Annotated in this window: 18 protein-coding genes, 14 tRNA genes and 2 rRNA genes; 4 read left to right on the forward strand and 30 right to left on the reverse strand. The window is 51.6% G+C overall.

The window, feature by feature from the left end; all coding sequences use genetic code 11:
* The first annotated feature begins 38 nt into the window (after window positions 1-38).
* A complete protein-coding gene (locus KNP83_RS10285) occupies window positions 39-1139 on the forward strand; it encodes an ABC transporter ATP-binding protein (protein WP_214762370.1) in 1101 nt (366 codons plus the stop codon).
* Window positions 1140-1183: 44 nt separating this feature from the next.
* Here KNP83_RS10285 and KNP83_RS10290 read toward each other — a convergent pair whose 3' ends face one another.
* The 3 genes from KNP83_RS10290 to KNP83_RS10300 form a co-directional block, all read right to left on the reverse strand.
* Window positions 1184-1834 carry an amino acid ABC transporter permease gene (locus KNP83_RS10290; protein WP_214762371.1) on the reverse strand — a complete coding sequence of 217 codons (651 nt, stop codon included), beginning with the start codon at window positions 1832-1834 and terminating at the stop codon, window positions 1184-1186.
* Complete coding sequence (locus KNP83_RS10295; RefSeq protein ID WP_214762372.1) at window positions 1831-2589, reverse strand: transporter substrate-binding domain-containing protein; 759 nt, start codon at window positions 2587-2589, stop codon at window positions 1831-1833. Before KNP83_RS10295 ends, KNP83_RS10290 begins: the two co-directional genes overlap by 4 nt.
* A gap of 125 nt (window positions 2590-2714) precedes the next feature.
* Complete coding sequence (locus KNP83_RS10300) at window positions 2715-4442, reverse strand: phospho-sugar mutase (protein WP_214762373.1); 1728 nt, start codon at window positions 4440-4442, stop codon at window positions 2715-2717.
* A 99-nt stretch (window positions 4443-4541) separates the two neighbouring features.
* On the opposite strand from KNP83_RS10300, the gene KNP83_RS10305 reads away from it, so the two are divergent.
* Complete coding sequence (locus tag KNP83_RS10305; protein ID WP_214762374.1) at window positions 4542-5360, forward strand: sulfurtransferase; 819 nt, start codon at window positions 4542-4544, stop codon at window positions 5358-5360.
* A gap of 13 nt (window positions 5361-5373) precedes the next feature.
* Here KNP83_RS10305 and KNP83_RS10310 read toward each other — a convergent pair whose 3' ends face one another.
* The 4 genes from KNP83_RS10310 to KNP83_RS10325 are packed head-to-tail and all read right to left on the reverse strand — an operon-like array spanning window position 5374 to window position 11568.
* On the reverse strand, window positions 5374-7806 hold the full coding sequence (locus KNP83_RS10310) for a glycogen/starch/alpha-glucan phosphorylase (RefSeq protein ID WP_214762375.1): 2433 nt from the start codon (window positions 7804-7806) through the stop codon (window positions 5374-5376).
* Between the two features lie 22 nt (window positions 7807-7828).
* Window positions 7829-9268, reverse strand: a complete 1440-nt coding sequence (gene glgA, locus KNP83_RS10315; RefSeq protein WP_214762376.1) for a glycogen synthase GlgA — start codon at window positions 9266-9268, stop codon at window positions 7829-7831.
* Window positions 9269-9278: 10 nt separating this feature from the next.
* Entirely contained in the window at window positions 9279-10379 is a 1101-nt protein-coding gene (gene glgD, locus KNP83_RS10320) for a glucose-1-phosphate adenylyltransferase subunit GlgD (protein WP_214762377.1), read from the reverse strand.
* A 34-nt stretch (window positions 10380-10413) separates the two neighbouring features.
* Window positions 10414-11568, reverse strand: a complete 1155-nt coding sequence (locus tag KNP83_RS10325) for a glucose-1-phosphate adenylyltransferase (protein WP_214762378.1) — start codon at window positions 11566-11568, stop codon at window positions 10414-10416.
* 152 nt (window positions 11569-11720) lie between these two features.
* Between KNP83_RS10325 and KNP83_RS10330 the strand changes: the two genes are divergently transcribed.
* Entirely contained in the window at window positions 11721-13508 is a 1788-nt protein-coding gene (locus tag KNP83_RS10330) for a transglycosylase domain-containing protein (RefSeq protein WP_251139306.1), read from the forward strand.
* A 30-nt stretch (window positions 13509-13538) separates the two neighbouring features.
* On the opposite strand, the gene KNP83_RS10335 is transcribed toward KNP83_RS10330, so the two are convergent.
* From KNP83_RS10335 to desA, 7 genes are all read right to left on the reverse strand, one after another.
* Window positions 13539-14429 carry a hypothetical protein gene (locus tag KNP83_RS10335; protein WP_214762380.1) on the reverse strand — a complete coding sequence of 297 codons (891 nt, stop codon included), beginning with the start codon at window positions 14427-14429 and terminating at the stop codon, window positions 13539-13541.
* On the reverse strand, window positions 14426-14983 hold the full coding sequence (locus KNP83_RS10340) for a DUF5366 family protein (RefSeq protein WP_021066738.1): 558 nt from the start codon (window positions 14981-14983) through the stop codon (window positions 14426-14428). The genes KNP83_RS10335 and KNP83_RS10340 overlap by 4 nt, the downstream gene beginning before the upstream one ends.
* Before the next feature lie 226 nt (window positions 14984-15209).
* Window positions 15210-15683 (reverse strand): tRNA (uridine(34)/cytosine(34)/5-carboxymethylaminomethyluridine(34)-2'-O)-methyltransferase TrmL, encoded by a 474-nt coding sequence (gene trmL, locus KNP83_RS10345; protein ID WP_021066740.1) that lies wholly within the window; start codon window positions 15681-15683, stop codon window positions 15210-15212.
* Window positions 15684-15693: 10 nt separating this feature from the next.
* The gene (locus KNP83_RS10350) at window positions 15694-16137 is read right to left on the reverse strand and encodes a methylated-DNA--[protein]-cysteine S-methyltransferase (protein WP_353048544.1); all 444 of its coding nucleotides are present in this window, start codon (window positions 16135-16137) and stop codon (window positions 15694-15696) included.
* On the reverse strand, window positions 16118-17266 hold the full coding sequence (gene queG, locus KNP83_RS10355) for a tRNA epoxyqueuosine(34) reductase QueG (RefSeq protein ID WP_214762420.1): 1149 nt from the start codon (window positions 17264-17266) through the stop codon (window positions 16118-16120). The genes KNP83_RS10350 and queG overlap by 20 nt, the downstream gene beginning before the upstream one ends.
* Before the next feature lie 78 nt (window positions 17267-17344).
* Window positions 17345-17415: transfer RNA gene (locus KNP83_RS10360), tRNA-Gly, on the reverse strand.
* 225 nt (window positions 17416-17640) lie between these two features.
* Window positions 17641-18660, reverse strand: a complete 1020-nt coding sequence (gene desA, locus KNP83_RS10365; protein ID WP_214762381.1) for a Delta(5) desaturase DesA — start codon at window positions 18658-18660, stop codon at window positions 17641-17643.
* 294 nt (window positions 18661-18954) lie between these two features.
* On the opposite strand from desA, the gene KNP83_RS10370 reads away from it, so the two are divergent.
* Window positions 18955-19614 carry a DUF6241 domain-containing protein gene (locus KNP83_RS10370; protein ID WP_214762382.1) on the forward strand — a complete coding sequence of 220 codons (660 nt, stop codon included), beginning with the start codon at window positions 18955-18957 and terminating at the stop codon, window positions 19612-19614.
* Window positions 19615-19655: 41 nt separating this feature from the next.
* Here KNP83_RS10370 and KNP83_RS10375 read toward each other — a convergent pair whose 3' ends face one another.
* From KNP83_RS10375 to KNP83_RS10450, 16 genes are all read right to left on the reverse strand, one after another.
* On the reverse strand, window positions 19656-20726 hold the full coding sequence (locus KNP83_RS10375; protein ID WP_214762383.1) for a DUF2332 domain-containing protein: 1071 nt from the start codon (window positions 20724-20726) through the stop codon (window positions 19656-19658).
* 112 nt (window positions 20727-20838) lie between these two features.
* Window positions 20839-20919: transfer RNA gene (locus KNP83_RS10380), tRNA-Leu, on the reverse strand.
* 9 nt (window positions 20920-20928) lie between these two features.
* Window positions 20929-21002: transfer RNA gene (locus KNP83_RS10385), tRNA-Cys, on the reverse strand.
* 8 nt (window positions 21003-21010) lie between these two features.
* Window positions 21011-21085, reverse strand: a tRNA-Gly gene (locus KNP83_RS10390).
* A 5-nt stretch (window positions 21086-21090) separates the two neighbouring features.
* Window positions 21091-21165: transfer RNA gene (locus KNP83_RS10395), tRNA-Gln, on the reverse strand.
* 6 nt (window positions 21166-21171) lie between these two features.
* Window positions 21172-21247, reverse strand: a tRNA-His gene (locus KNP83_RS10400).
* Between the two features lie 18 nt (window positions 21248-21265).
* Window positions 21266-21336, reverse strand: a tRNA-Trp gene (locus KNP83_RS10405).
* A gap of 3 nt (window positions 21337-21339) precedes the next feature.
* Window positions 21340-21423: transfer RNA gene (locus KNP83_RS10410), tRNA-Tyr, on the reverse strand.
* A gap of 3 nt (window positions 21424-21426) precedes the next feature.
* Window positions 21427-21502: transfer RNA gene (locus KNP83_RS10415), tRNA-Phe, on the reverse strand.
* 26 nt (window positions 21503-21528) lie between these two features.
* Window positions 21529-21604 (reverse strand) — tRNA-Asp (locus tag KNP83_RS10420).
* 7 nt (window positions 21605-21611) lie between these two features.
* A tRNA-Met gene (locus KNP83_RS10425) sits at window positions 21612-21685 on the reverse strand.
* 17 nt (window positions 21686-21702) lie between these two features.
* Window positions 21703-21777 (reverse strand) — tRNA-Glu (locus KNP83_RS10430).
* 19 nt (window positions 21778-21796) lie between these two features.
* Window positions 21797-21887: transfer RNA gene (locus KNP83_RS10435), tRNA-Ser, on the reverse strand.
* A gap of 13 nt (window positions 21888-21900) precedes the next feature.
* Window positions 21901-21975: transfer RNA gene (locus KNP83_RS10440), tRNA-Asn, on the reverse strand.
* A gap of 8 nt (window positions 21976-21983) precedes the next feature.
* Window positions 21984-22099: ribosomal RNA gene (gene rrf / locus KNP83_RS10445) — 5S ribosomal RNA — on the reverse strand.
* A gap of 99 nt (window positions 22100-22198) precedes the next feature.
* Window positions 22199-22281, reverse strand: a 23S ribosomal RNA gene (locus tag KNP83_RS10450); the annotation flags it as partial.

A 22281-nucleotide genomic window follows, 5' to 3' on the forward strand; every position in this document is an offset into this window, starting at 1 on the left:
GCTATTATACAAGAACAGATTCTCAGGAGGCTAACGACATGGCAGAAATTCAATTGAATCACATTGATAAAATCTACGCTGGTGGCGACTCGAAGGCAGTCAGCGATTTCAACCTACACATCAAGGATCGTGAGTTCATCGTCTTCGTCGGACCGTCTGGTTGCGGTAAATCGACGACGCTTCGTATGATCGCAGGACTCGAAGAAATCTCGAGCGGCGACTTCATCATCGACGGCAAGCGCATGAACGACGTGGCCCCGAAAGACCGCGACATCGCGATGGTCTTCCAAAACTACGCGCTTTACCCGCACATGAGTGTCTATGACAACATGGCGTTCGGTTTGAAGCTTCGCAAGTTTCCGAAAGATGAAATCGACCGTCGCGTCCAAGATGCGGCCCGTATCCTCGGACTTGAAGAATACCTTCAACGTAAGCCAAAAGCGCTCTCAGGTGGTCAGCGTCAACGTGTCGCCATCGGCCGTGCCATCGTTCGTGATGCCAAAGTCTTCTTGATGGATGAGCCGCTCTCAAACTTGGATGCCAAGCTTCGCGTACAAATGCGTAAAGAAATCATCCAATTGCACAACCGTCTCGACACGACGACGATTTACGTTACCCATGACCAAACGGAAGCGATGACACTCGCGACTCGGATCGTCATCATGAAAGACGGAATCATCCAACAAGTCGGTTCGCCGAAAGAAGTATACGAAAACCCGGACAACATCTTCGTAGCCGGCTTCATCGGATCACCTTCGATGAACTTCTTCCGCGGAAAATTGGCTGATGGGAAGTTCCTCGTCGGCGGTGAAGAAATCAACGTTCCTGAAGGCAAAATGAAAGGTCTTCGCGACCGCGGTTACGTCGGTAAAGAGCTCGTGCTCGGAATCCGTCCAGAATCAATTCACGATGAGCCGATCTACATCGACTCGCCAACGACACACACGTTCCGCACGCACATCGACGTCGCCGAGCTCATGGGCGCTGAGTCTTACTTGTACGCTGAACTCGGTGGCCACCAGTTCACGGCCCGCATCGATGGACGTTCGAACATCCACATGGGTGACGACGTCACACTCGCACTCGACATGACGAAAGCTCACTTCTTCGACACGGAGACAGAACAAGTCATCCGTTAATACAAAAATCCCTTCGATTGTAGAATCGAAGGGATTTCTTTGTGTTAGCGAATCGCATACCGACGTTCGAGACGATGCTGCCCAGCTTGGATGAGCGTCGACAAGATCCAGTAAATCGATGCCGAGAACAAGAGGAGCGGCATGACGAGATACGTCGTCGCTGCGATTTGGTCGGACACGTACGTCAACTCTTGGACGGCGATGACCGTACCGAGTGACGTCGATTTGATGATATCGATGACCGAGTTGGACACCGGTGGGATGGCACGCGATAACGCCTGGGGGAAGATGATATCCTTGAAGCGCTTCGCACGCGGAATCCCGAGGGCGACACTCGCCTCGACTTGCCCGCGGTCGACCGAATTGATGGCCGCGCGGAACGCTTCCGAGATGTAGGCCGCAAAGTGAAGTCCTAACCCGAAGATGAGCGCCTGCATCCCGCTCAACTGGACGAAACCGGTCAGACCGACGTACAGGATGAGGAGTTGCAACAAGAGCGGCGTGCCCCGGAAGAACGAGATATACGTGCGGGTGAACAAACGAACGATCTTGACAGGGCTGCTGTGCAAGACAGCGATGATCAGACCGAGCACCAAGGCGAGAAGAATCGACAGGATACTGGCGATCAACGTCAATTGTATGGCTTCGATATAGGCCGAACGGTTCTCGATGACGGTCGTGATCAGTTCATTCATTGACTGATGTCCTCACCGAAGTACTTCTCACCGATTTCAGCCATCGTGCCGTCTTCTTGCATCTCCGCAAGCGCCTCGTTCAAGCCTTCGAGCACGTCCGAGTCTTGACGTGTCATGTAGCCCACTTCGCTCTTGTTGAAGATGTCACCGACCGCTTTCACGTCGTAACCTGTCTTCTCTAGCTCCGTCAAGATGAAGAGACGGTCGTTGAGCGCCGCATCAAGACGTCCGACTTGAAGGTCTTGAAGCACTTGGTTCGCGCCTTTATAGAACTTCACTTCAGCGCCGGCTTCTTCAGCGAGCTGAGCGTAGACCGAACCTTGTGTCGAGCCGACGACTTTGCCGTCGAGGTCGTCGATGCCTTGGATGTCGTTGTTGTCTGAAGCGACGATGACTTGCGCACCAGATACCGCGTACGGTGTTGAGAATGCGTACTTCTCTTCACGCTCCGGTGTGATGCTCATCTGGTTGGCAATCATATCGATGCGTTCTGCGTCAAGCGCTGGGACGAGTCCTTTGAAGTCCATCGGCTCATATTCGACCGTGTAACCGGCACGCTCGGCCGCTTCATTCAACACATCGATGTCATACCCTGTGATTTCACCTTTGTCTTTGTACGTGAACGGAGGGTATGTCGCTTCTGTCCCGACTGTGATGACGGCTTCTTCTGAGCCGCTGTCTGTCTCTGTCCCGCAAGCAGCGAGCACTCCGAATGATGCTCCGATTGCGAGGACTGCTGTTAATGATTTTTTCATAGTATTTTCCGCCTTCCTGATAATCCTTATATGATTACATGGTTATGAACAATATACTCATCATACTGAGGGGGGCATAGCTTGTCAAACAAAAAACACCACCCTCGTCAGGGCGATGTCTTCCATTAATCGATTGCTTTCGCTTGCTTCATGACATCGCGTTCAATCGCTTCCCGTTTCACTGTCGTTTTCTCCGCGCTATCGGCGTGAACACTGAAATAGAATTTGATTTTCGGCTCGGTCCCAGACGGACGCAAGCAGAACCATGAGCCGTCCTCGAAGATGAACTTGAGCACGTTCGACGACGGCAAGTCGATCGCTTCCGTCTCACCTTGTTGCAAGTTCTTCGCGACTTGTTGCTTATAATCCTCGAACCGGACGACTTCATAGCCGCCGACTTCTTGCGGAGGATTGGCGCGGAACGCCTCCATCATCCGGCCGATCTGCTCGAGTCCTGCTTTGCCTTTGAGCGTCATCGATTGGAGCGACTCTTCATAGAAGCCATACTTCTCATAGACGGCTTGGAGAGCATCGTATAACGTGCGCCCTTGCTGTTTATGGAAAGCTGCCATCTCGGCGCCGAGCAAGCACGCCTGGACGGCATCTTTATCACGGCAGAAGTCTCCAATCAAATAACCGTAGCTCTCTTCATAGCCGAACAAGAACTGATACTGACCCGACTCTTCATACTGCTTGATTTTCTCACCGATGAATTTAAAACCGGTGAGCGTGTTCTCGAGGTGGACCCCATACGCCTTGGCGATGGCCGCCCCGAGTTCGGACGTGACAATCGTCTTCGCGACGAAACCGTTCGTCGGAAGCGTCCCCGTCTCCACTTTTTGAGACAAGATATAATCCATGAGGAGCGCCCCGGTCTGGTTGCCCGTCAAGACGAACCATTCGCCGTTGCGGTCACGGACCGTGAAGCCGACACGGTCGGCGTCCGGGTCCGTCGCCATGAGCAAGTCGGCCCCGACGCGGTCGCCGTATTGCATCGCGAGCTCGAAGGCAGCCCGTTCTTCCGGGTTCGGATAACTGACTGTCGGGAAGGCCCCATCCGGCTCAGCCTGTTCGTCGACGATGGTGACGTGTTCGAACCCATACGCTTTCAATCCTTCCATGACCGGGCGACGTCCCGTCCCGTGAAGCGGGGAATAGACGATTTTCAACGGATCGCCGTGGACGTCCGTATGAATCCGAATCGATTGGAGTGCTTCCATATAAGCGGCATCGACTGACGCATCGACCGTGACGAGCGTACCGTCACCCCGAAGCGGTGCCTCCTCTTTGACGTCGATCGTCAATTCGTCCTCGATGGCATTGACGTATGAGACGAGCTCATCAGCCTCGGCCGGCGGCAACTGTCCACCGTCCGCACCGTACACTTTGAAGCCGTTATATTCAGGCGGGTTGTGGCTCGCCGTGATGACGATGCCGCCGAAGGCGTTCAAGTGACGGACGGCGAATGACAACTCTGGCGTCGCCCGTAAACTCGGGAACAAGTATGTCTTAATCCCGTTCGAGGCGAGTGTGCGTGCCGCCTCGAGCGCGAACTCCGGCGAGAAGTGGCGTGAGTCGTGGGCAATGACAACGCCGTGACGTTTCGCTTCTTCCCCTGATGCCGCGATAAAGTCGGCAAAACCTTGCGACGCCTTGCGGATTGTATAGATGTTCATCCGGTTCGCCCCTGGACCGATTTCACCGCGCATCCCGCCCGTCCCGAATTCGAGCGTCTTATAGAAGGCATCCTCGAGTGAGGTCTCGTCTTGTTCGAGCGCCTCGAGTTCGGCGCGTAAATGCGGCTCGAGTGCCTCGTATTGTTTCCATCGGTCATATGTCTGTTGCCATGTCATGGTCAGTTCCCCTTTCGACATTCAAAAATTCAATCGAAGTACTCGCCAATTTGTTCCATCTTGTATACGATGGGAGTAACGAAACTTCGAGGTGATACTATGTTTCCAACTATGCGTGCCCAAGAATTGAAACACATCGTCCATACGGACTCGATCCGCTTCATTGATTGCCGCTATTCATTAAACGACGCCTCATACGGAAAGTATGTGTATCGACAAGGGCATCTGCCGAACGCCGTCTTCCTCGATTTGATGGAAGACTTGTCCGGACCGTTGTCCGAACACGGCGGCCGCCATCCGCTCCCTTCAAAAGAAGCGTGGACGCAGACGCTCCGCCGCATCGGGATTCAACGCGATGACTTGGTCGTCATCTATGACGACGGCTTCCCGTTTGCCGCTCGTGCGTGGTGGTTATTCAAGTGGGCCGGCCATGAGCGCGTCATCGTGCTTGAAGGCGGCATCCAATCTGGCATCACCTACTGCGGGGAGACGACGACGGACGTCCCGTCCTACCCTGCTTCCGACTACACACCCGTCTTCCAAGACGAGATGATTGCGACGATTGAAGACGTACGCGCTGCCACCATCACTGGTGGCTTATACGATTCAAGGACGGCCGACCGTTACGACGGCAGCCATGAACCGATTGATCGCAAGCCCGGTCATATCCCGAACGCCGTGCTCTGCCCTTATAACGAGGCCGTCACCGACCTCGGGACACTTCAAGACTTCCACGATTTGAAAGAGCTGTACGCCGACGTCCTCGACGTTCCGAATCCGATCTTTTATTGCGGGAGCGGCGTCACTGCCTGCGTCAACATCTTGGCGCTACACGCCCTCGGGAAAGACGATGTGCGTCTGTACCCCGGCTCTTACTCCGATTGGATTAGCTATCCAGAAAACAAGGTCCACCCGTAACGGGTGGATTTTTTTATTTCACGCTCGTCGGTTTGATGTTCCAAACGGCGTTCGCATATTCGGTGATGGTCCGGTCACTCGAGAAGATTCCCGATTTGGCCGTATTGACGATCGAACTCTCGGCCCAGCGTGGCTTGTCGGCGAACACTTCATCGACACGGCGTTGCGCCTGCATGTACGACGCGAAATCTTTCAACACGAGGAAGTCGTCATTATAGACGAGGAGCGAATCGAAAATCGCTTGGAATTGGTATTCCCCGACCTTGTCGAACGTCCCGTTGACGAGCCCGTCGACGACGTTGCGCACGTCCGTGTTCGCATGATAGATGTCGGCCGCATGGTAGCCACCGAACTTCTTATAGTTCATGACTTCTTGCGGCGTCAATCCGAAGATGAAGATGTGGTCGTCACCGACCGCGTCGCGAATCTCGATATTGGCCCCGTCGAGCGTCCCGATTGTGAGCGCCCCGTTCATCATGAATTTCATGTTGCCGGTACCTGACGCCTCGTAGCTCGCTGTCGAGATTTGTTCACTCAAGTCCGAACCTGGGAAGATGCGTTCGGCCATCGAAACGCGATAGTTCTCAAGGAAGACGATTTTGATGAAGCGGCTCGCCCGTTTGTCGTTGTTGATCATCGCCGCGAGGGCGTTGATATAGCGAATGACTTCTTTGGCATAATAATAGCCTGGTGCCGCCTTCGCCCCGAAGATGAACGTCCGTGGGACCATCGTGAACGTCGGATCGGCTTGAATCTTTTGATAGAGCGCGTGAATGTGTATCGCATTCATCAATTGACGTTTATAGGCATGTAGCCGCTTGACTTGGACGTCAAAAATTGAGTCCGGGTCGACAGCGATGCCTGTCTCGGCTTGGATATAGCCGGCTAAGTCAAGTTTGTTTTGTTGCTTCACGTTCATGACCTGCTCTTGGAAGCTCGCGTCTTTCGAGACACCCATCAACTTCTCGAGATCGTTCGGATGTTCAATCCATGATGGACCGATTGCATCCGTAATCAAATTCGAGAGACGTGGATTCGACTTGAGGAGCCAGCGTCGATGCGTGATGCCGTTCGTCTTGTTGTTGAACCGGAGCGGGAACATCTCATACAAATGACGCATCTCGCGCTGCTTCAAGATATCCGTATGAATCCGGGCGACTCCGTTCGTCGAGTGCGAGCCGACGACGGCAAGGTTCGCCATGTTGATGTGTTCGTTCGACACGATCGCGATCTCACCCATATGCGGCTCGAGATGTGGATAGTTGACAAGGACGTCTTTACAGAAACGTCGATTGATTTCCGTGATGATTTGATAAATACGCGGCAATAACCGTTCGTACATCTCAACCGGCCACTTCTCGAGCGCCTCGGCGAGGAGCGTATGGTTCGTGAACGACATGACGCTCTTTGTCACGCGCCATGCCTCGTCCCACCCGTAACCGTGGTCGTCCATCAAAATACGCATGAGTTCAGGGATGGCCACGACCGGGTGCGTGTCGTTAATATGGACCGCATAATGGTCGCCCAAGTGCTTCAAAGATTTATTGTGACGTAAGTAAGACGCGATCATCGATTGGACGCCCGCCGAGACGAAGAAGTATTGCTGCTTCAAACGAAGCACTTTTCCTTCGTACGTCGTGTCGTCCGGGTACAGGAATTCAGAGATGGTCGCAATCGACTGCTTATACTTCAGCAAATCTTTATACGATCCTTTCGTCCGTTCCATATACTCCTCGTCATCAAACGGCGACTCGGCATTCCAAAGCCGGAGCGTGTTGACGACGTCGTTTTTGTACCCGATGATCGGCATATCGTAAGGGACGGCCCGTACGACTTCGTCCGGATGGTGGACGACCCGAAGCCGGTCCCCGATTTGACGCATCTCGATCCAGCCGCCGAAATTGACGTCGATGGCTCGATCCGCTCGGCGTGTCTCCCACATGTTCCCGTCACGAAGCCAGTTGTCTGGCAACTCGACTTGATAGCCGTCGACGATTTTTTGTTTGAACAAGCCGTACCGGTAGCGAATCCCGTTCCCGTGCCCCGGGAGACTGAGCGCTGCGAGCGAGTCGAGGAAGCAGGCGGCCAGGCGACCGAGGCCGCCGTTGCCGAGACCTGGTTCCGGCTCGTATTCGGTAATATCAGTGAAGTTGAATCCAAGCTCATCGAGTCCCTCTTGCACGACTTCGAGGACGTCCATGCTGAGCAAATTGTTGTACAGAAAACGACCGAGCAAAAATTCAAGTGAGAAATAAATGACTTGTTTACTTTGTTTTTCTTCATGCTTGTCGCGGGTGTTGATCCATTTCGGAATCGCCTGCTCGCGCACCATCGTTGCCAACGTTTGATACACTTCCTGCTCGGTCCCTTCATCAAACGACTTCCCGTTTAATGCGACAAATCTCTCTTGGAATGAAGTGACGAAGCTCTGTTTGTCTGTAAACATATGTGTGTAAAACTCCTTCCAGTCATGCAAATAGGTGATACAACTCACGGTATTGTTTCGCAGATTGTTTCCAGCTGAAGTCCGCGGTCATCGCTTGATGAACGAGCGCGTTCCAAGTGTTGTCATCATAGAAGACGCGAATCGATTTCTCGATCGTCGCAAGCATCTCATGAGCGTTATAGTTCAAGAAGCCGAAACCTGTGCCTTCTTGTGTGTATTCGTTATACGGTTTGACCGTATCGCGCAGTCCACCCGTTTCGCGTACGATTGGGAGCGTCCCGTAACGCATCGAGATGAGCTGGCTGAGACCGCACGGCTCGAAACGGGACGGCATGAGGAATGCGTCCGATCCGGCATAAATCAAGTGTGCGAGTTCGATATCGAACCCGATATACGATCCGACCTTGCCAGGGTGCGACGCCGTCATGTGATGGACGATGCCTTCATATTCCGGTTGGCCTGATCCGAGGAACACGAACTGACAGTCCAAGTTCCCGAGCTCTTCACTCACCGCTTCAATCAAATCAAGGCCTTTTTGCTCGACGAGTCGACTGACGAACCCGATTAACATGACGTCGTCACGTACTTCGAGGCCGAACCGCTCTTGAAGCACACGCTTGTTGGCGAACTTGCCTTCTTTGACCGTATCGAGGTTGTATGTCTGGGCAATCCGCTTGTCGGTGCTTGGATCATTTGTCGTTAAATCGAGCCCGTTCAAGATGCCTCGAACGTCGACAGACCGGTAACGGAGCGTCGCATCGAGCCCTTCCCCGTAGTACGGTTCCATAATTTCATCACGATACGACGGACTGACCGTCGTGATCTGGTCAGAGTGGACGATGCCCGCCTTCATATAGTTGACGAGGCCATTATGTTGAATCCCTTCCGCCGTAAAGTGTTCCGGCCCGAACTGTAATAGTTCACCGAGAACCGCTTCTGGGAAAACGCCTTGGTATTGCAGGTTATGGATCGTAAAGACGGTACGAATGCGTTGATATGCTTCGATATGTTGATAATGGATCCGCAAGAAGGCTGGGACGACACCGGTCTGCCAATCATGGCAGTGGAGCACGTCGGGCACGTCTTCCGCTTCGAGCTTCCCAATCATCTCAAGGACGGCACGAGAGAAGAATGCGAAGCGCTCAGCATCATCGTAATGGCCATAGAGCACGCCCTCCCGTTTGAAATAATATTCGTTGTCGATGAAGTAGTAAGTGATTCCTTCCCGTTCGAGTTTGAGGACGGCACCGAACTGCTTGCGCCATCCGACCGGGACAATCAGGTCGAACATGTACTCCATCTCATTTACGTACTCTTGAGCGATCGTGCCATACTTCGGCATGATGACACTCACTTCTTCACCGAGGCTAGACACCGCTTGAGGGAGCGAACCGATGACATCGGCAAGCCCCCCCGTTTTCATGAACGGTGCCGCTTCTGAAGCGACATACCATATTTTCATAATATCCCCCTTACACCGTTGTCCGTTTTCCGATTACAATCGGCTCATCGACCGTACCACGAATGACTTGTCCCCGTTTAACGACCACTTCTTTGTCTAAAATGGCGTTCTCGACGACAGCCCCTTCTTCGATGATCGATTTGGATAGAATGATTGAGTTTTTGACGCGGGCGTGTTCGCTGACGACGACACCGCGGAAGAGAATGCTGTTTTGGACTTCGCCACTGATTTTACAACCGTTCGCGACGAGCGCCTCATTCACTTTCGACCCGTTCAAATAGCGCGTCGGCGGCTCATGTTTAATCTTCGTATAAATGTGTGGGAAGTCATAAATGATTCCCTCATGACGAAGTAAGCGCATACTCTCATTATAATATGAAAGCACAGAGTGAATCACCTGCATTTTGCCAGTATAGTGATATCCGTGAACGTGGAGGCGGTGCAGCTGTGGACGGATGACGCCGTCGAGCAAGTCGTACTCCCCTTTTGACGTCGCTTCATCGACGAGACGAAGGAACAGGTTTTTCGACATAACAATCGTCTCCGTGTACGTATATTCATCGCTCGGGCTGTATCCGCGCTCCCCGATGCCGACGACACGGTCGTTTTCGCCGAGACGGATTGGACGGCAATAGCCACATTTCTGTTCATGACCCGTATAGGCGAGTGTGATGTCCGCCCCCATCGACTTGTGATGGTCGAGCATGTCTTGGAAATCGATTGTCGTCAATACGTTCGAACCTGTGATGACCACATACGGTTGCTTGCTGCGCACGAAATGTTCGCGGTGCATCGAGAAGTTGGCCAAATCGCCGAGGTACGCTTCGCCGTCAGGCTTGAGTGCCGGCGGGAAGATGTGCAGACCGCCTTGTGAGCGGTCCAAATCCCATTCTTTCCCTGAGCCCAAGTGGTCCATGAGCGAGCGGTATTTATCCAGTGTGAAAATACCGACTTGGTTGATGCCTTGGGTGATCATGTTCGTCAATGTAAAGTCAATCAAACGATAGCGCCCTGAGAACGGTACAGCCGCTAAATTGCGATGCCCCGTGAATTCAGGAAATAAGCCCTCTTCAGTTCCTAAGTTAATGACTCCTAATAAATCATTCGTCAACAGTAACTCCTCCTTGCGTCGGTCTTTTTTTAAATCAAACACGTTGTTTAAAGACTGTGCCGCTCTCGATATTTTCATGTGGTTCAATGACAACGATCTCACCACCCGGCTCGCCAACTGTCGCACCGTCTTGAATGACGGCACAGCTTGCAACAATTGCTCTGTGAATTGTTACATCTTTTCCAATCCGTGCTCCTGGCATAATGACCGAGTCTTTGACGAGTGAACCTTCACCGACGCGTACATCGTAGAATAAGACCGAGTGTTGGACCTCGCCCTCAATTTGGCAGCCTTCGTTGATGACCGACTGTTCGATGCAAGCATCTTTCCCGATAAATTGCGGTGTTTGGTTCGGGTTAACCGAATAGATTTTCCAGTTCGAATCGTAAAGATCAAACGGTGGGTCTTCTTCGAGCAAGTCCATATTGGCTTCCCAAAGCGATTGGATTGTTCCGACATCTTTCCAATAACCTTTAAATTTATATGCGAATACGTTTAAACCATCGAGAAGCGTGTTCGGAATGATGTTTTTCCCAAAGTCGAAACTTGATGTTTCGTCTTCCGCGTCTTGAATCAAGTGCTCCCGAAGAACTTTCCAATTAAAGATGTAGATACCCATCGAGGCCAAATTGCTCTTTGGCTTTTCTGGCTTCTCATCAAACTCATTAATGCGGAGGTCATCACCCGTATTTAAGATCCCGAAGCGCGGCGCCTCGTCCCATGGTACTTCCATGACCGAAATCGTAACATCGGCTTGTTTCTCTTTATGGAAATCGAGCATCTTCTCATAGTCCATCTTGTAAATGTGGTCCCCCGACAGAATCAACACGTACTCCGGATCGTAGTCGTCGATATAGCTCAAGTTCCGATAAATCGCATTGGCCGTACCCTCGTACCAGTTTTTCCCCGACTGTGCTTGGTATGGCGGTAAAATGGCCAAGCCTCCGTTGCGGCGGTCTAAGTCCCAGGCTGACCCGATGCCTAGGTAACGGTTCAATTCCAACGGCTCATATTGTGTTAACACACCCACCGTCGTGATTCCCGAATTGGTACAGTTCGATAATGGAAAATCGATGATCCGGTACTTCCCTCCAAAGTTGACAGCAGGCTTTGCCGTCTTCCGTGTGAGAGGCCCGAGTCGTTTCCCTTCTCCTCCTGCGAGGAGCATCGCAACCATTTCTTGCTTCATAGTACAGCCTCCTAAATTCTTAATATAAACATCTATTACCCTCTTTCTCTATTTCCTAATGTATTCCTGCCCAAATTATTATATGATAACGTTTACATTTTGAATTTTATCGAAAGATTGACGATATAATGTATAAAGAGAGAGGTGAGACGATGCGAGCGTGGATTGGGACACTATTTTTTGCTGGATTGTTAGCCGTCGGCGGGACAATCAGCGGAGCGTTAAAAGAAGAAATTGAACAAGCGAAACAGATTATGACGTGGGGCGAAAAGACAGTCACAGCGACCCCGCTCGCGTCGAAACATGCTGTCACGTTGACGTATAAAGGCGGGACGGAACGGCTCTATTTGAACGGTCGGCGCGACGACGTCTCCGTCGCGCGCTTCCCGGCCTACCTCCGTGAAGCCATCATGACCATCGAAGACCGCAAGTTTAACGCCCATCCGGGATATGACCTCGGCGGCATCGCCCGGGCGTTCATCAATAACGCCAATGAATCATCGCTCCAAGGCGGGAGCACGATTACCCAGCAACTCGCTCGAAACGTCTATTTGACGCATGAGCGTACGTATGAGCGAAAAGTGAAGGAATTATTGCTCGCCCGGGCGCTTGAAAAACAATATAGTAAAAAAGAGATTATGACCGCTTACAGCAACGTGATTTTCTTCGGGCATAACGTTTATGGGATTCAAGCAGCGGCCGAGACGTATTTCGCCCGTCCGCTCGAAGACTTGAACTGGAATCAAATCGCGTTCCTGTTGACCGTTCCGAACAATCCGTCGTTATATGACCCGCTCGACCCTTCAGAATCGTTCTATGCGCGCAAAGATCGAATCCTTACCCAGCTCCGCGATGCCGGTGTCATCTCCAGACAAGCGTATGAGACGCATCACGGGGTGAAACTGACGGCGACGTATCGTCAACACGTCGTCCGTTATCCCGACTATATGGATACGGTCATGAAAGAAGCAATCCGACTCGTCCGCTCACGTTACGACCTCGATGAAGAAGCGGCCAAAGACTATTTGGCGACCAATCAAGCGACCATCGAGACGCATCTGTCCGTCGCCCGCCAACAACAGGCGAAACAAGTCATGACGAAACTGCCGAACGGTTTGAACGGCGGTTATGCCGAGCTGACGCCAAATGGACGCATCATCGCTCTCGTCGATTCGGAGATGACGCAATCAGGCGAATTCAACCGAGCCACGCAGGCGTTCCGCCAACCGGGATCGGCCATCAAACCCGTCCTCGTGTTCGCCCCCTATATAGAAGAAACGGGAGCGAAACTCGATACCATCCTCGACGGTCGACCGGTCTGTTACGGGACGTATTGTCCGACGAACAGCGGGAATCGCGTCCTCGGTGACGTATCGTTCCGCGACACGGTCGCGTATTCCTACAATACACCGGCACTCGCCGCCTTCACCGCCATCGATCAAGAGGCAGCGTATGCGACGGCGGACATGATGTTCAGCCAATGGGACGCCGAGACCGATAACAGTCTCGCCAGCGCACTCGGCGGTTTGACCCAAGGCGTGTCGCCCAAAGAGCTTGCCGCCGCCTATACCCCGTTCCTCAATCAAGGCGTCTACTCGTCCGGCCAGACGATTAAACAGATTCGGTTCGAGTCGGGTGCCGCTACGATTACGCCAAGCATGACGAAGCAAGCCGTCTGGTCGAAAACGACCGTCGCGACGATGCGAGAGGCGCTGTCCGCCGTCACCACGTACGGGACGGGACGTTACGCCAACCAAATCAAAGGGCCTTACATCGGTGGGAAGACCGGCACGACGAACTCGCATAAAGACATGTGGTACGTCGGCTTGACCGATGAGACGATCACGGCCATCTGGCTCGGCGCCGACACGCCGCGCCCGTTCCCAGATCTCGCCAACCAGGCCTATCCTGCCATCGTCTGGACGGAGGCACATCGCTAAAAAGCCAGGGACATCATCGTCCCTGGCTTTTTATGGTCGTCGATATATATGGCACGTGTAGTCTCCCCATGCCTCGAACAGTTCATGTTCTTGAATCAGCTTCCACGGATTGAACAGCGTTTGTCCGTTCTTGTTGAAGAAGAGCCCGGCGCCGATGCAGTACGTTGCGTGTTGGACCCGCCCCGCCTCATCGACGAACGTGAGCACATCCCCTCGTTCTGTCGTTTCCGACTCGATTCTAACGTAGCCGGCCTGGCCGAGCGTCTGGAGGAACGTGCCGGAATGGACCCATTGCGTGGCCATCCAGTCCGCACCTGTCACCGCGAACAGTGTGGCCGCGAGACAATTGCCGCCTGACGTGACCGGGAAAGTGTTGGCAAGGCGCTGCACATGGGTAGGACACGTATCCGGCACGAGGCACGCTGTCCACTCGTCCCAGGCTTTGGCGTACTCAAACGTCAGTCGACGACGCATCTCGTCCGACATTGCCTGAAAGGCAGACTGATGTAAGATGAAATACGATCCATCGTCTACCGTTACAATTGAAGTCGATAGCGAATCCATTTCCAAATCAGTCGCCGGGAAAACGAGCCCCCGCCCGATCGTAACTTGATAGGCAAGCAACTCGCGTCTCACGTCTGGCAATAATGTCGCGACCCAACCCGGCGACGCATGCAAGACAAAGGCTGCCTCGCGGTCGATGGTCCAATACGTATAGGCGTTGGCCATCCGGATGTCACGATAAGACGGGTGGACGTCAAATTCCGATCGTGGGACGATCAAGACGTTCGCGTCGGTGCCAAGTCGCGCCACCAGGCCCGCATCCGCCATGAACAAGTCCATCGGCGGCACCATCGATGCCATCCAAACCTGAACGACTTCTTCGGTCGGCATGAGGGGAATCGGCATGTGCACATTCATAGGATGATGTCCCCGACCGAATTAAACAGGCGCAGCATCGCCCAAGCGAGGCCGCTCAACAGGATGGCCCACATCATCGCTTGAATCAGGAGCAGACCGATCGCCCGAAACGTCGACATCAATTGACTGACTTGCCATATGTAATAGAACAAATAAAGCACGAAAGTACCAAGCAATACCGCGATGACAGCAAGGAGCGAATTCAAGAACAAGAAGCTGATTCCCGACCCGACCAGGAAAATCGTCGCCCCTGGCTTTAGACGATGTAGTGAACTGCCGTTCGTCTCACGCGCGAAGAAGGCGAACCCGAGTTGATTGAACGTATCGGCCACGAGCTTGAAGGCGCTGAACAGCATAAAGTAAATCGTAAAGAACACGACGAGCACGAGCACTTTTGACTCCTGGACGGACAACAGCGCGATAATCTCACTGTAGACGCCGACACGGGTCAGCCATTGAATCACATACTCGCTCGTGGCGATCGCAAGCGACATCGAGAACAGAATAATCCCAATCAACGGGGCATAGCTTAACAAGTACACGTTTGTTTTCATATCGGCTCCAATTTCACAAGAATTTCTCATATTCAGTGCAAATCTATTATCAAGTATATTATAATATTCGTAGTCACGGAGAACAAAAGGGGGATTTTCAGATGGGTTTATTACTAATGGTCGGAATCAGCGTCGTCTTCCTCGCAGCTATCTTAACAGCTGGATACAACAGAAAACCTGAAGGTAATCAATAAGAGCCGAGATTCTCACGAATCCGGCTCTTTTTTTATTTCAATCCCGCATATCCTTGTTGGCGCAGTGCCTCATAGACGATAATCGCCGCCGTGTTCGAGACATTGAGGGACCGAACGAGGTTCGATTGCGGCAAGCGGATGCAACGGTCGAGATTATTCTCAATCACTTCCATCGGCAACCCTTTCGTCTCGCGTCCGAAGACGAAGAAATAGTCTTTATCGACCGCAGACACGTCGAGGTCACTCGGGTACTGTTCCCCGTACTTGGTAATATAGAAGAACTCTCCGTCCGGGTGCTTGGCCCACAGTTCATCAAGCGAATCGTGATACCGCACGTCGACGAACTGCCAATAATCGAGCCCAGCCCGTTTCAGCATTTTATCGTCCGTCGAAAAGCCTAACGGGCGAATCAAATGGAGCACGGAATTCGTCGCGGCACATGTGCGTGAGACGTTACCTGTATTCGCTGGGATTTCTGGTTGGAACATTACTACATGGATGGCCATAATCTACTCCTCACTTCACTTGTTCGAGATCAAGTAATCGTTGTTTTTGATGAATCCCGCCTGCAAAACCGGTCAATTGTCCGCCACTGCCGACGACCCGGTGGCACGGGAAAATGACGGGTAACGGATTCCGGTTCAACGCCTGGCCGACCGCACGAACCGCTTTTGGTCGACCGATCTGTTCGGCGATTTGTTTGTATGTCCGTGTCTCCCCGAACGGAATCGTTAAGAGCGCATCCCATACTTCCTGCTGAAAGACGGTCCCGTTCATCTCGATCCACTCGCGGTCAGACGGTTGAAGTCCATCTTTTTCGACACGCTCAATCAGTCCGGTCAGCCAAGCTGGTGCCGAACCATCATCTGCTTCTGTCTCCGCAAAGTCTAACGCGCATAACTTTCCAGCGGCGTTCAATTCATAGGCTAACGTTCCCCATTTAGATGACACGGTCTTCACGGTCCCACTCCTCTCGGAATAAACGAATCTCTTCATGTACGAGCTCCGACGTCTCCGTCGACTCGATTTGTTGATAAATCGTCTCGGCTTCGGGGCCGAGAATCGCCCCAATCGCCCAGACGGCCGTCGCCCGCATGTCTTCGCGCTCGTCCTGGCGAATGAAGTCCTCGAGCACCGGCACGGCTGACGGTTCCCGGTAATGGGCCAATGCTAGAATCGCATTTCGCTGAATCGGCTTTTTCCCGCGCCATGCGCCGGACAGATGACCAAACTTCGCTTTGAACTCACGGTTGCTCATATTCAAGAGCGGAACGAGCAACGGTTTGACGATCTCCGCTTCTGGGAGCAGTTCCTCGTGATGACGCCAGTCTTTCTTCCGATTATACGGACAGACTTGCTGGCACGTGTCACAGCCGTAGAGCCGTCCACCGAGCTTCGAGCGGAACTCACGTGGCATGAGTGTCTTCATCTGCGTCAAATAGGCGATGCACCGTTTTGCGTCGAGCACACCCGGTTCGATGAGCGCCGTCGTCGGACAAGCGGTCATGCATTTCGTGCACTCCCCGCATCCGTCCTCAATCATCTCGTCCGGTGGTAAATACGTGTCCAGAATCATCTCGCCCAGGTACAGATACGACCCGTTCTCAGGCGAAATGATGGAACAGTTCTTGCCGCTGAAGCCGATTCCGGCCCGTTCGGCCACCGCCCGGTCGACCAACTCCCCCGTATCGACCATCGAGCGTGTCCGGACGCCCGGGACGAGCTGTTCGATGTACGCCTGCAATTGTTCAAGTCTCGAGCCGACGGCGCGATGGTAGTCGAGCCCCCACGAGGCCCGGGCGAATAAACCGCGTCGCTCATCGGCCACGCTCCGCGGCGCATCCTTCAATTTGCTCGGATACAAGATGGCAATCGCAATAATCGACTGCGCCTCTTCAAGCAATAGCGTCGGTGTCGTCCGTTTGTCCAAGTCAGGCTCCTCGAACCCCGAAGCGAACCCCTTCTCTTGTTGCTTCACGAGACGTTGCTTCATGACGATGAACGGGTCGGCCGTCGTCACTTTCAAGTCGTCAATCCCAATCGTCGACGCGTACGCCACAATCTTTTGTTTAAGTGTTTCCGGGCTCATCCCGTTCATCGAATCACCTCTTTCATGCCTATTTTCGCATACAAAAAATCTCCCCGCCAGTCGGCAGAGAGATGATGAAGCGGGTGAAGAGAATCGAACTCTCGTCATCAGCTTGGAAGGCTGAGGTTTTACCATTAAACTACACCCGCATGGTTCAAATAAGTCGGCTGTAAAAGCGACTACAATCAATATACATCTATACCTTTCGGAAGTCAACACTTTTGAAGAAATTTCTTTGATGGCTTATCAATTCGTTATTTCTAATGCTTGAATACTTTTAATTCCCTTATTCCTCTCCTTTAAACCATATCTCAATATAAGGTACCGGTAGCAATATAAAAAGACCCTGCCGACCAAGTCGGCAGGATAGTGCGTCACAACGATGATGTCTTCGGTTCCCGAAGCAAGTGTTTAATATCGCGGAACGTGACGAACGTCTTGTTCTGAGCATCGTACAGTTTGTAGCGTAGCGACTTTAAACTCGACCATAAACCGATTGTCGTCGCTTTTTGGAGCGGCGGCGTCGATGTATGAGCTTGCTCGAGGTTATAGTTCGGCACGCGTGGGCTCAAGTGATGGACGTGGTGGAAACCGATATTCCCTGTTACCCACTGCAACACTTTCGGTAACTCGTAATAGGAACTTCCTTCGATTGCAGCTTTCACGTAGTCCCACTCGCTCTCGTCTTCGAAATAGGAGTCTTCGAACGTATGCTGCACATAGAACAACCAGATTCCAAGGACACCGGCTGTGAACATCGTCGTGCCTTGAACGATCAAGAACGCTTTCCAACCGACGAGCGCGATGACGAGCGCATAGAGCACGACGAGCGACACGTTGATCAGATATGTGTTGTTCCGTTCTTTTTTACGTGCATCTTTCCGGTTGAACCGGCTCGTGATCAGAATCAAGAACAACGGACCGAGACCAAACATGACGAGTGGATTACGATACAGACGATACTGCAATCGAGTCCATCTCGAGGCCTCGACATATTCTTCAATCGTCATGACCCAAATGTCACCGACGCCCCGTTTATCCAAGTTTCCACTCGAAGCGTGATGAATCGAATGCTCTCGTTTCCATTTCTCATATGGGAACAACGTGAGAATCCCCATAATCGTTCCGACGATGGCGTTCGCTTTCTTATTCTTGAAAAACGAACCGTGCGTACAGTCGTGGAAAATGATGAACATCCGGACGACGAATCCGGCTGCGACGATGGCGAGCGGGATAGTCAAGAAGACCGAGATTTGGAGCGCCTGATAGGCAAGGATCCAGGCGGCAAGAAACGGCAAGATCGTATTGATCATTTGCCGGACGCTCTTCTTCACGTCAGCCTTTTCAAACGGCGAGACATGCTTTCGGAGCTGGGCGATTTTTTCTTTACTCATGTACAACTTCCTCCTCAATTGCAAACAGCGATGACGACAACAAAAATGAAATATGAAACCAAATACAGTATGAGATTGACGAGCAATGTGATCGTCATTAGAATTTATTCACCACAAAATATTATTATCAGGTAATTATATCACATCACAGATAGGAAAATACTGATTCAAAATGAGTTATCATATCATTTTTTTGTTTCTTTTATCTATTTTTCCATATAAATTCCTTATATGGAATTAATGGTATTTGAAGTGTGTTAGAATCCAACTATGTACAGATAGGAGGAAGTGATATTGATTTCAAAACTGAAACAGCTATTTACCCCGAAGCGACTCATCATCGTGACGAGCGTCTTCATTTTGCTCATTCCAGTCTTTTTTGTCAGCTATACGTTTTACAAAAATTTAAGTCAAGGTGTCGAGAACGAGGATCTTGACGACAAATACGCCAAACGCGTCAAAGAATTACAAATCGAAGTATCGAAAGAAGACCCATTAGATCGCAGAGGCAACTCGACCGCAAAGACTCGCGTTGAATTAGATGTCTCTTTCAATGAAGAAAAACCTAGTCGAACTGAATTAATCAAAAACATGCACTTGATGACACATCAAAAAATATCGGCCCGTTCCAAATGGGGAGCGATTCCGATGACTCCACAGAATATTCAACAATCGGCTGAATACTTGAATCTTCTAAAATCAAAATTTAAAATCGGAGACGACATGTACGCCGAATTGAACGTCATGCTCGAAAATTGGTCACAAGGCGACTTCTCCAAAGCTGACACGGAACAAGACCGTTTGTTGCATTTCCTCCAAGCGAATCGAGGATTCTCGAATGGATTAGCGACCGAGAATGAAGAAGAACTCTTTATCCTGAACAATTTTGGACCCGATTACTTAAATACGATGGACGAAGCGACGTACACGTCATATGAAGAATCATCTCCGTGATGGTTCTTTTTTCATGGATTCAAAAGAAACCCTAACCGAGGTTAGAGTTTGCCGAGTCTTCGCTTCATATTTTCTTCCGCTTCAGGTGACAGCAACCAGTTGAACCAACGTCCATGCCCATCCGTTTCCGCGAGCACGAATTCACTCTTTCTGCCGTCTATGATGAAATCGAGGTGGAGTAACTGATCTTGGACATTATTATAGATATGACAGACGTCCCTGTTCTCCCCAATCAAATCGACTTGATGCAAAAGCTCATACTTGGTTTCAAGCGGCATCTGATTCGCCACGTGTGTATGGAAGATACAGACGATGGTGTCCGGATCCATCGAATCGACCCGTGGTTTTAATAATTGAATCCCATCCCCTTGAATCAACTCCAATGGTTGTGACCCGATCAACGCACTCGCCTGTTCAAATAGCTCGAGACGCGTGGCATGTTCCGGCCAGATGAGCGCCTTCAACCACAATTTTTCATCCGCATCTGTCAAATCAACGATATTCAAATCGAACCCGATGCGTTCCCGGATTGGAGGAAGCGGTAGATTCAGTCGCGGTCTCCCTTCTCCAATCACCTCGGCTGAAATCTCGAGGGGTGATGTCACGTTCCCGACCGGTTCGCTGTCGTCGTATCGATACGTGTATTGATCCCAAAGGAGCTGTAGGCCAGCGCTCGTACCAATCTCCACTAAGGCCAACGGTTGTTTGGAGTATTCATAAATCATACCGAACACAGGGTATAAATACGCACACCGTCTCACTTCGTTCGTTTGAACGAGTCTCGTCTGCAAGAGAGCCGTCAACTCTGGTTCATAAGTTGAACAAAATTGCTGAAAACTCGGAAACAGTCCTTCATCTATCTCTTTCGCTTTCATGGACACGCTTGGATAATAGTCACCTAATGGATGTTGGTGCCCACTTAAGAGCAAATAATGGACTGCCCCAAATAACAGGTTTGGAATAGGCTGATCCGGATTGGCTTGTTCACATAACGTGAGGATCGATGCATCTGCCGCTATCTCGTTCGATAATGATTCATAAAGAGCACTCGAACCTCTACACTCGTTTGCAGCAAATTTGATAAACGCTTGAGCGATTTGATTTGTCGACAATGTAGTTCCCCCTTTTGTCTTCTTGCTTATTCCTTACGTATCGCTCGCTTCCCTTTATTTCTCAAACCTCTACATACAAAAAAAGACCCTAGCCTCAGCTAGGATCTACGGATACCGGTGGTCGGAGTCGAACCGACACTCCAGAGGAACACGATTTTGAGTCGTGCGCGTCTACCAATTCCGCCACACCGGCATATTATGTTGGAGGCGCCAGTCGGAATCGAACCGACGATAGAGGAGTTGCAGTCCTCTGCCTTACCACTTGGCTATGGCGCCAAATTGAATGGAGCGGAAGACGGGATTCGAACCCGCGACCCCGACCTTGGCAAGGTCGTATTCTACCACTGAACTACTTCCGCATAGTTGGCTGGGCTGGAAGGGATCGAACCTTCGCATGTCGGAATCAAAATCCGATGCCTTACCACTTGGCTACAGCCCAATAAAATGGGGCGACTGAAGGGAATTGAACCCTCGAATGCCGGAATCACAATCCGGTGCGTTAACCACTTCGCCACAATCGCCATAATTAAATTAAGAAGCAGGGGCAGCAGGAATCGAACCCGCGCTGACGGTTTTGGAGACCGTAGTTCTACCGCTAAACTATGCCCCTAAGTGGTGGGGGGGGGCGGATTCGAACCGCCGAACCCGAGGGAGCGGATTTACAGTCCGCCGCGTTTAGCCACTTCGCTACCCCCCCACATGGTGGCTTTGGACGGAATCGAACCGCCGACACAAGGATTTTCAGTCCTTTGCTCTACCAACTGAGCTACAAAGCCATGTATGTAGTAATTAAATTAAAAAATGGCGGTCCTGACGGGGGTCGAACCCGCGATCTCCTGCGTGACAGGCAGGCATGTTAACCACTACACCACAGGACCACACTAATTGCGGGGGCTGGATTTGAACCAACGACCTTCGGGTTATGAGCCCGACGAGCTACCAGACTGCTCCACCCCGCGACGATATAAAATTAAAATGGTGACCCGTACGGGATTCGAACCCGTGTTACCGCCGTGAAAGGGCGGTGTCTTAACCGCTTGACCAACGGGCCATACTATTGATTGAAAAACTGGCGGAGAGCAAGGGATTCGAACCCTTGAGACGGTTTTGCCGCCTACACGAATTCCAATCGTGCTCCTTCGGCCACTCGGACAGCTCTCCAAAAAGAGAAAAGTGGCTCCGCAAGTAGGATTTGAACCTACGACCTACCGGTTAACAGCCGGTTGCTCTACCACTGAGCTATTGCGGAACGATCTTGCCTGGCAGCGTCCTATCCTCACAGGGGGAGACCCCCAACTACTTTCGGCGCTGAAGCGCTTAACTTCCGTGTTCGGCATGGGAACGGGTGTGGCCGCTTCGCTATCGCCACCAGACAAGTATTATATTAACATTATTTAGTCATAACGTCAATATGTTTTAAGAGATTGTTCTCTCAAAACTGAAGACTCATCAATTCACACAAACCATTAGACTAGATCAAAGCCTCGACCGATTAGTATCATTCAGCTCCACACGTCGCCGTGCTTCCACCCATGACCTATCTACCTCATCGTCT

The organism is Exiguobacterium sp. s146 (assembly GCF_018618415.1).
Lineage (GTDB): Bacteria > Bacillota > Bacilli > Exiguobacteriales > Exiguobacteriaceae > Exiguobacterium.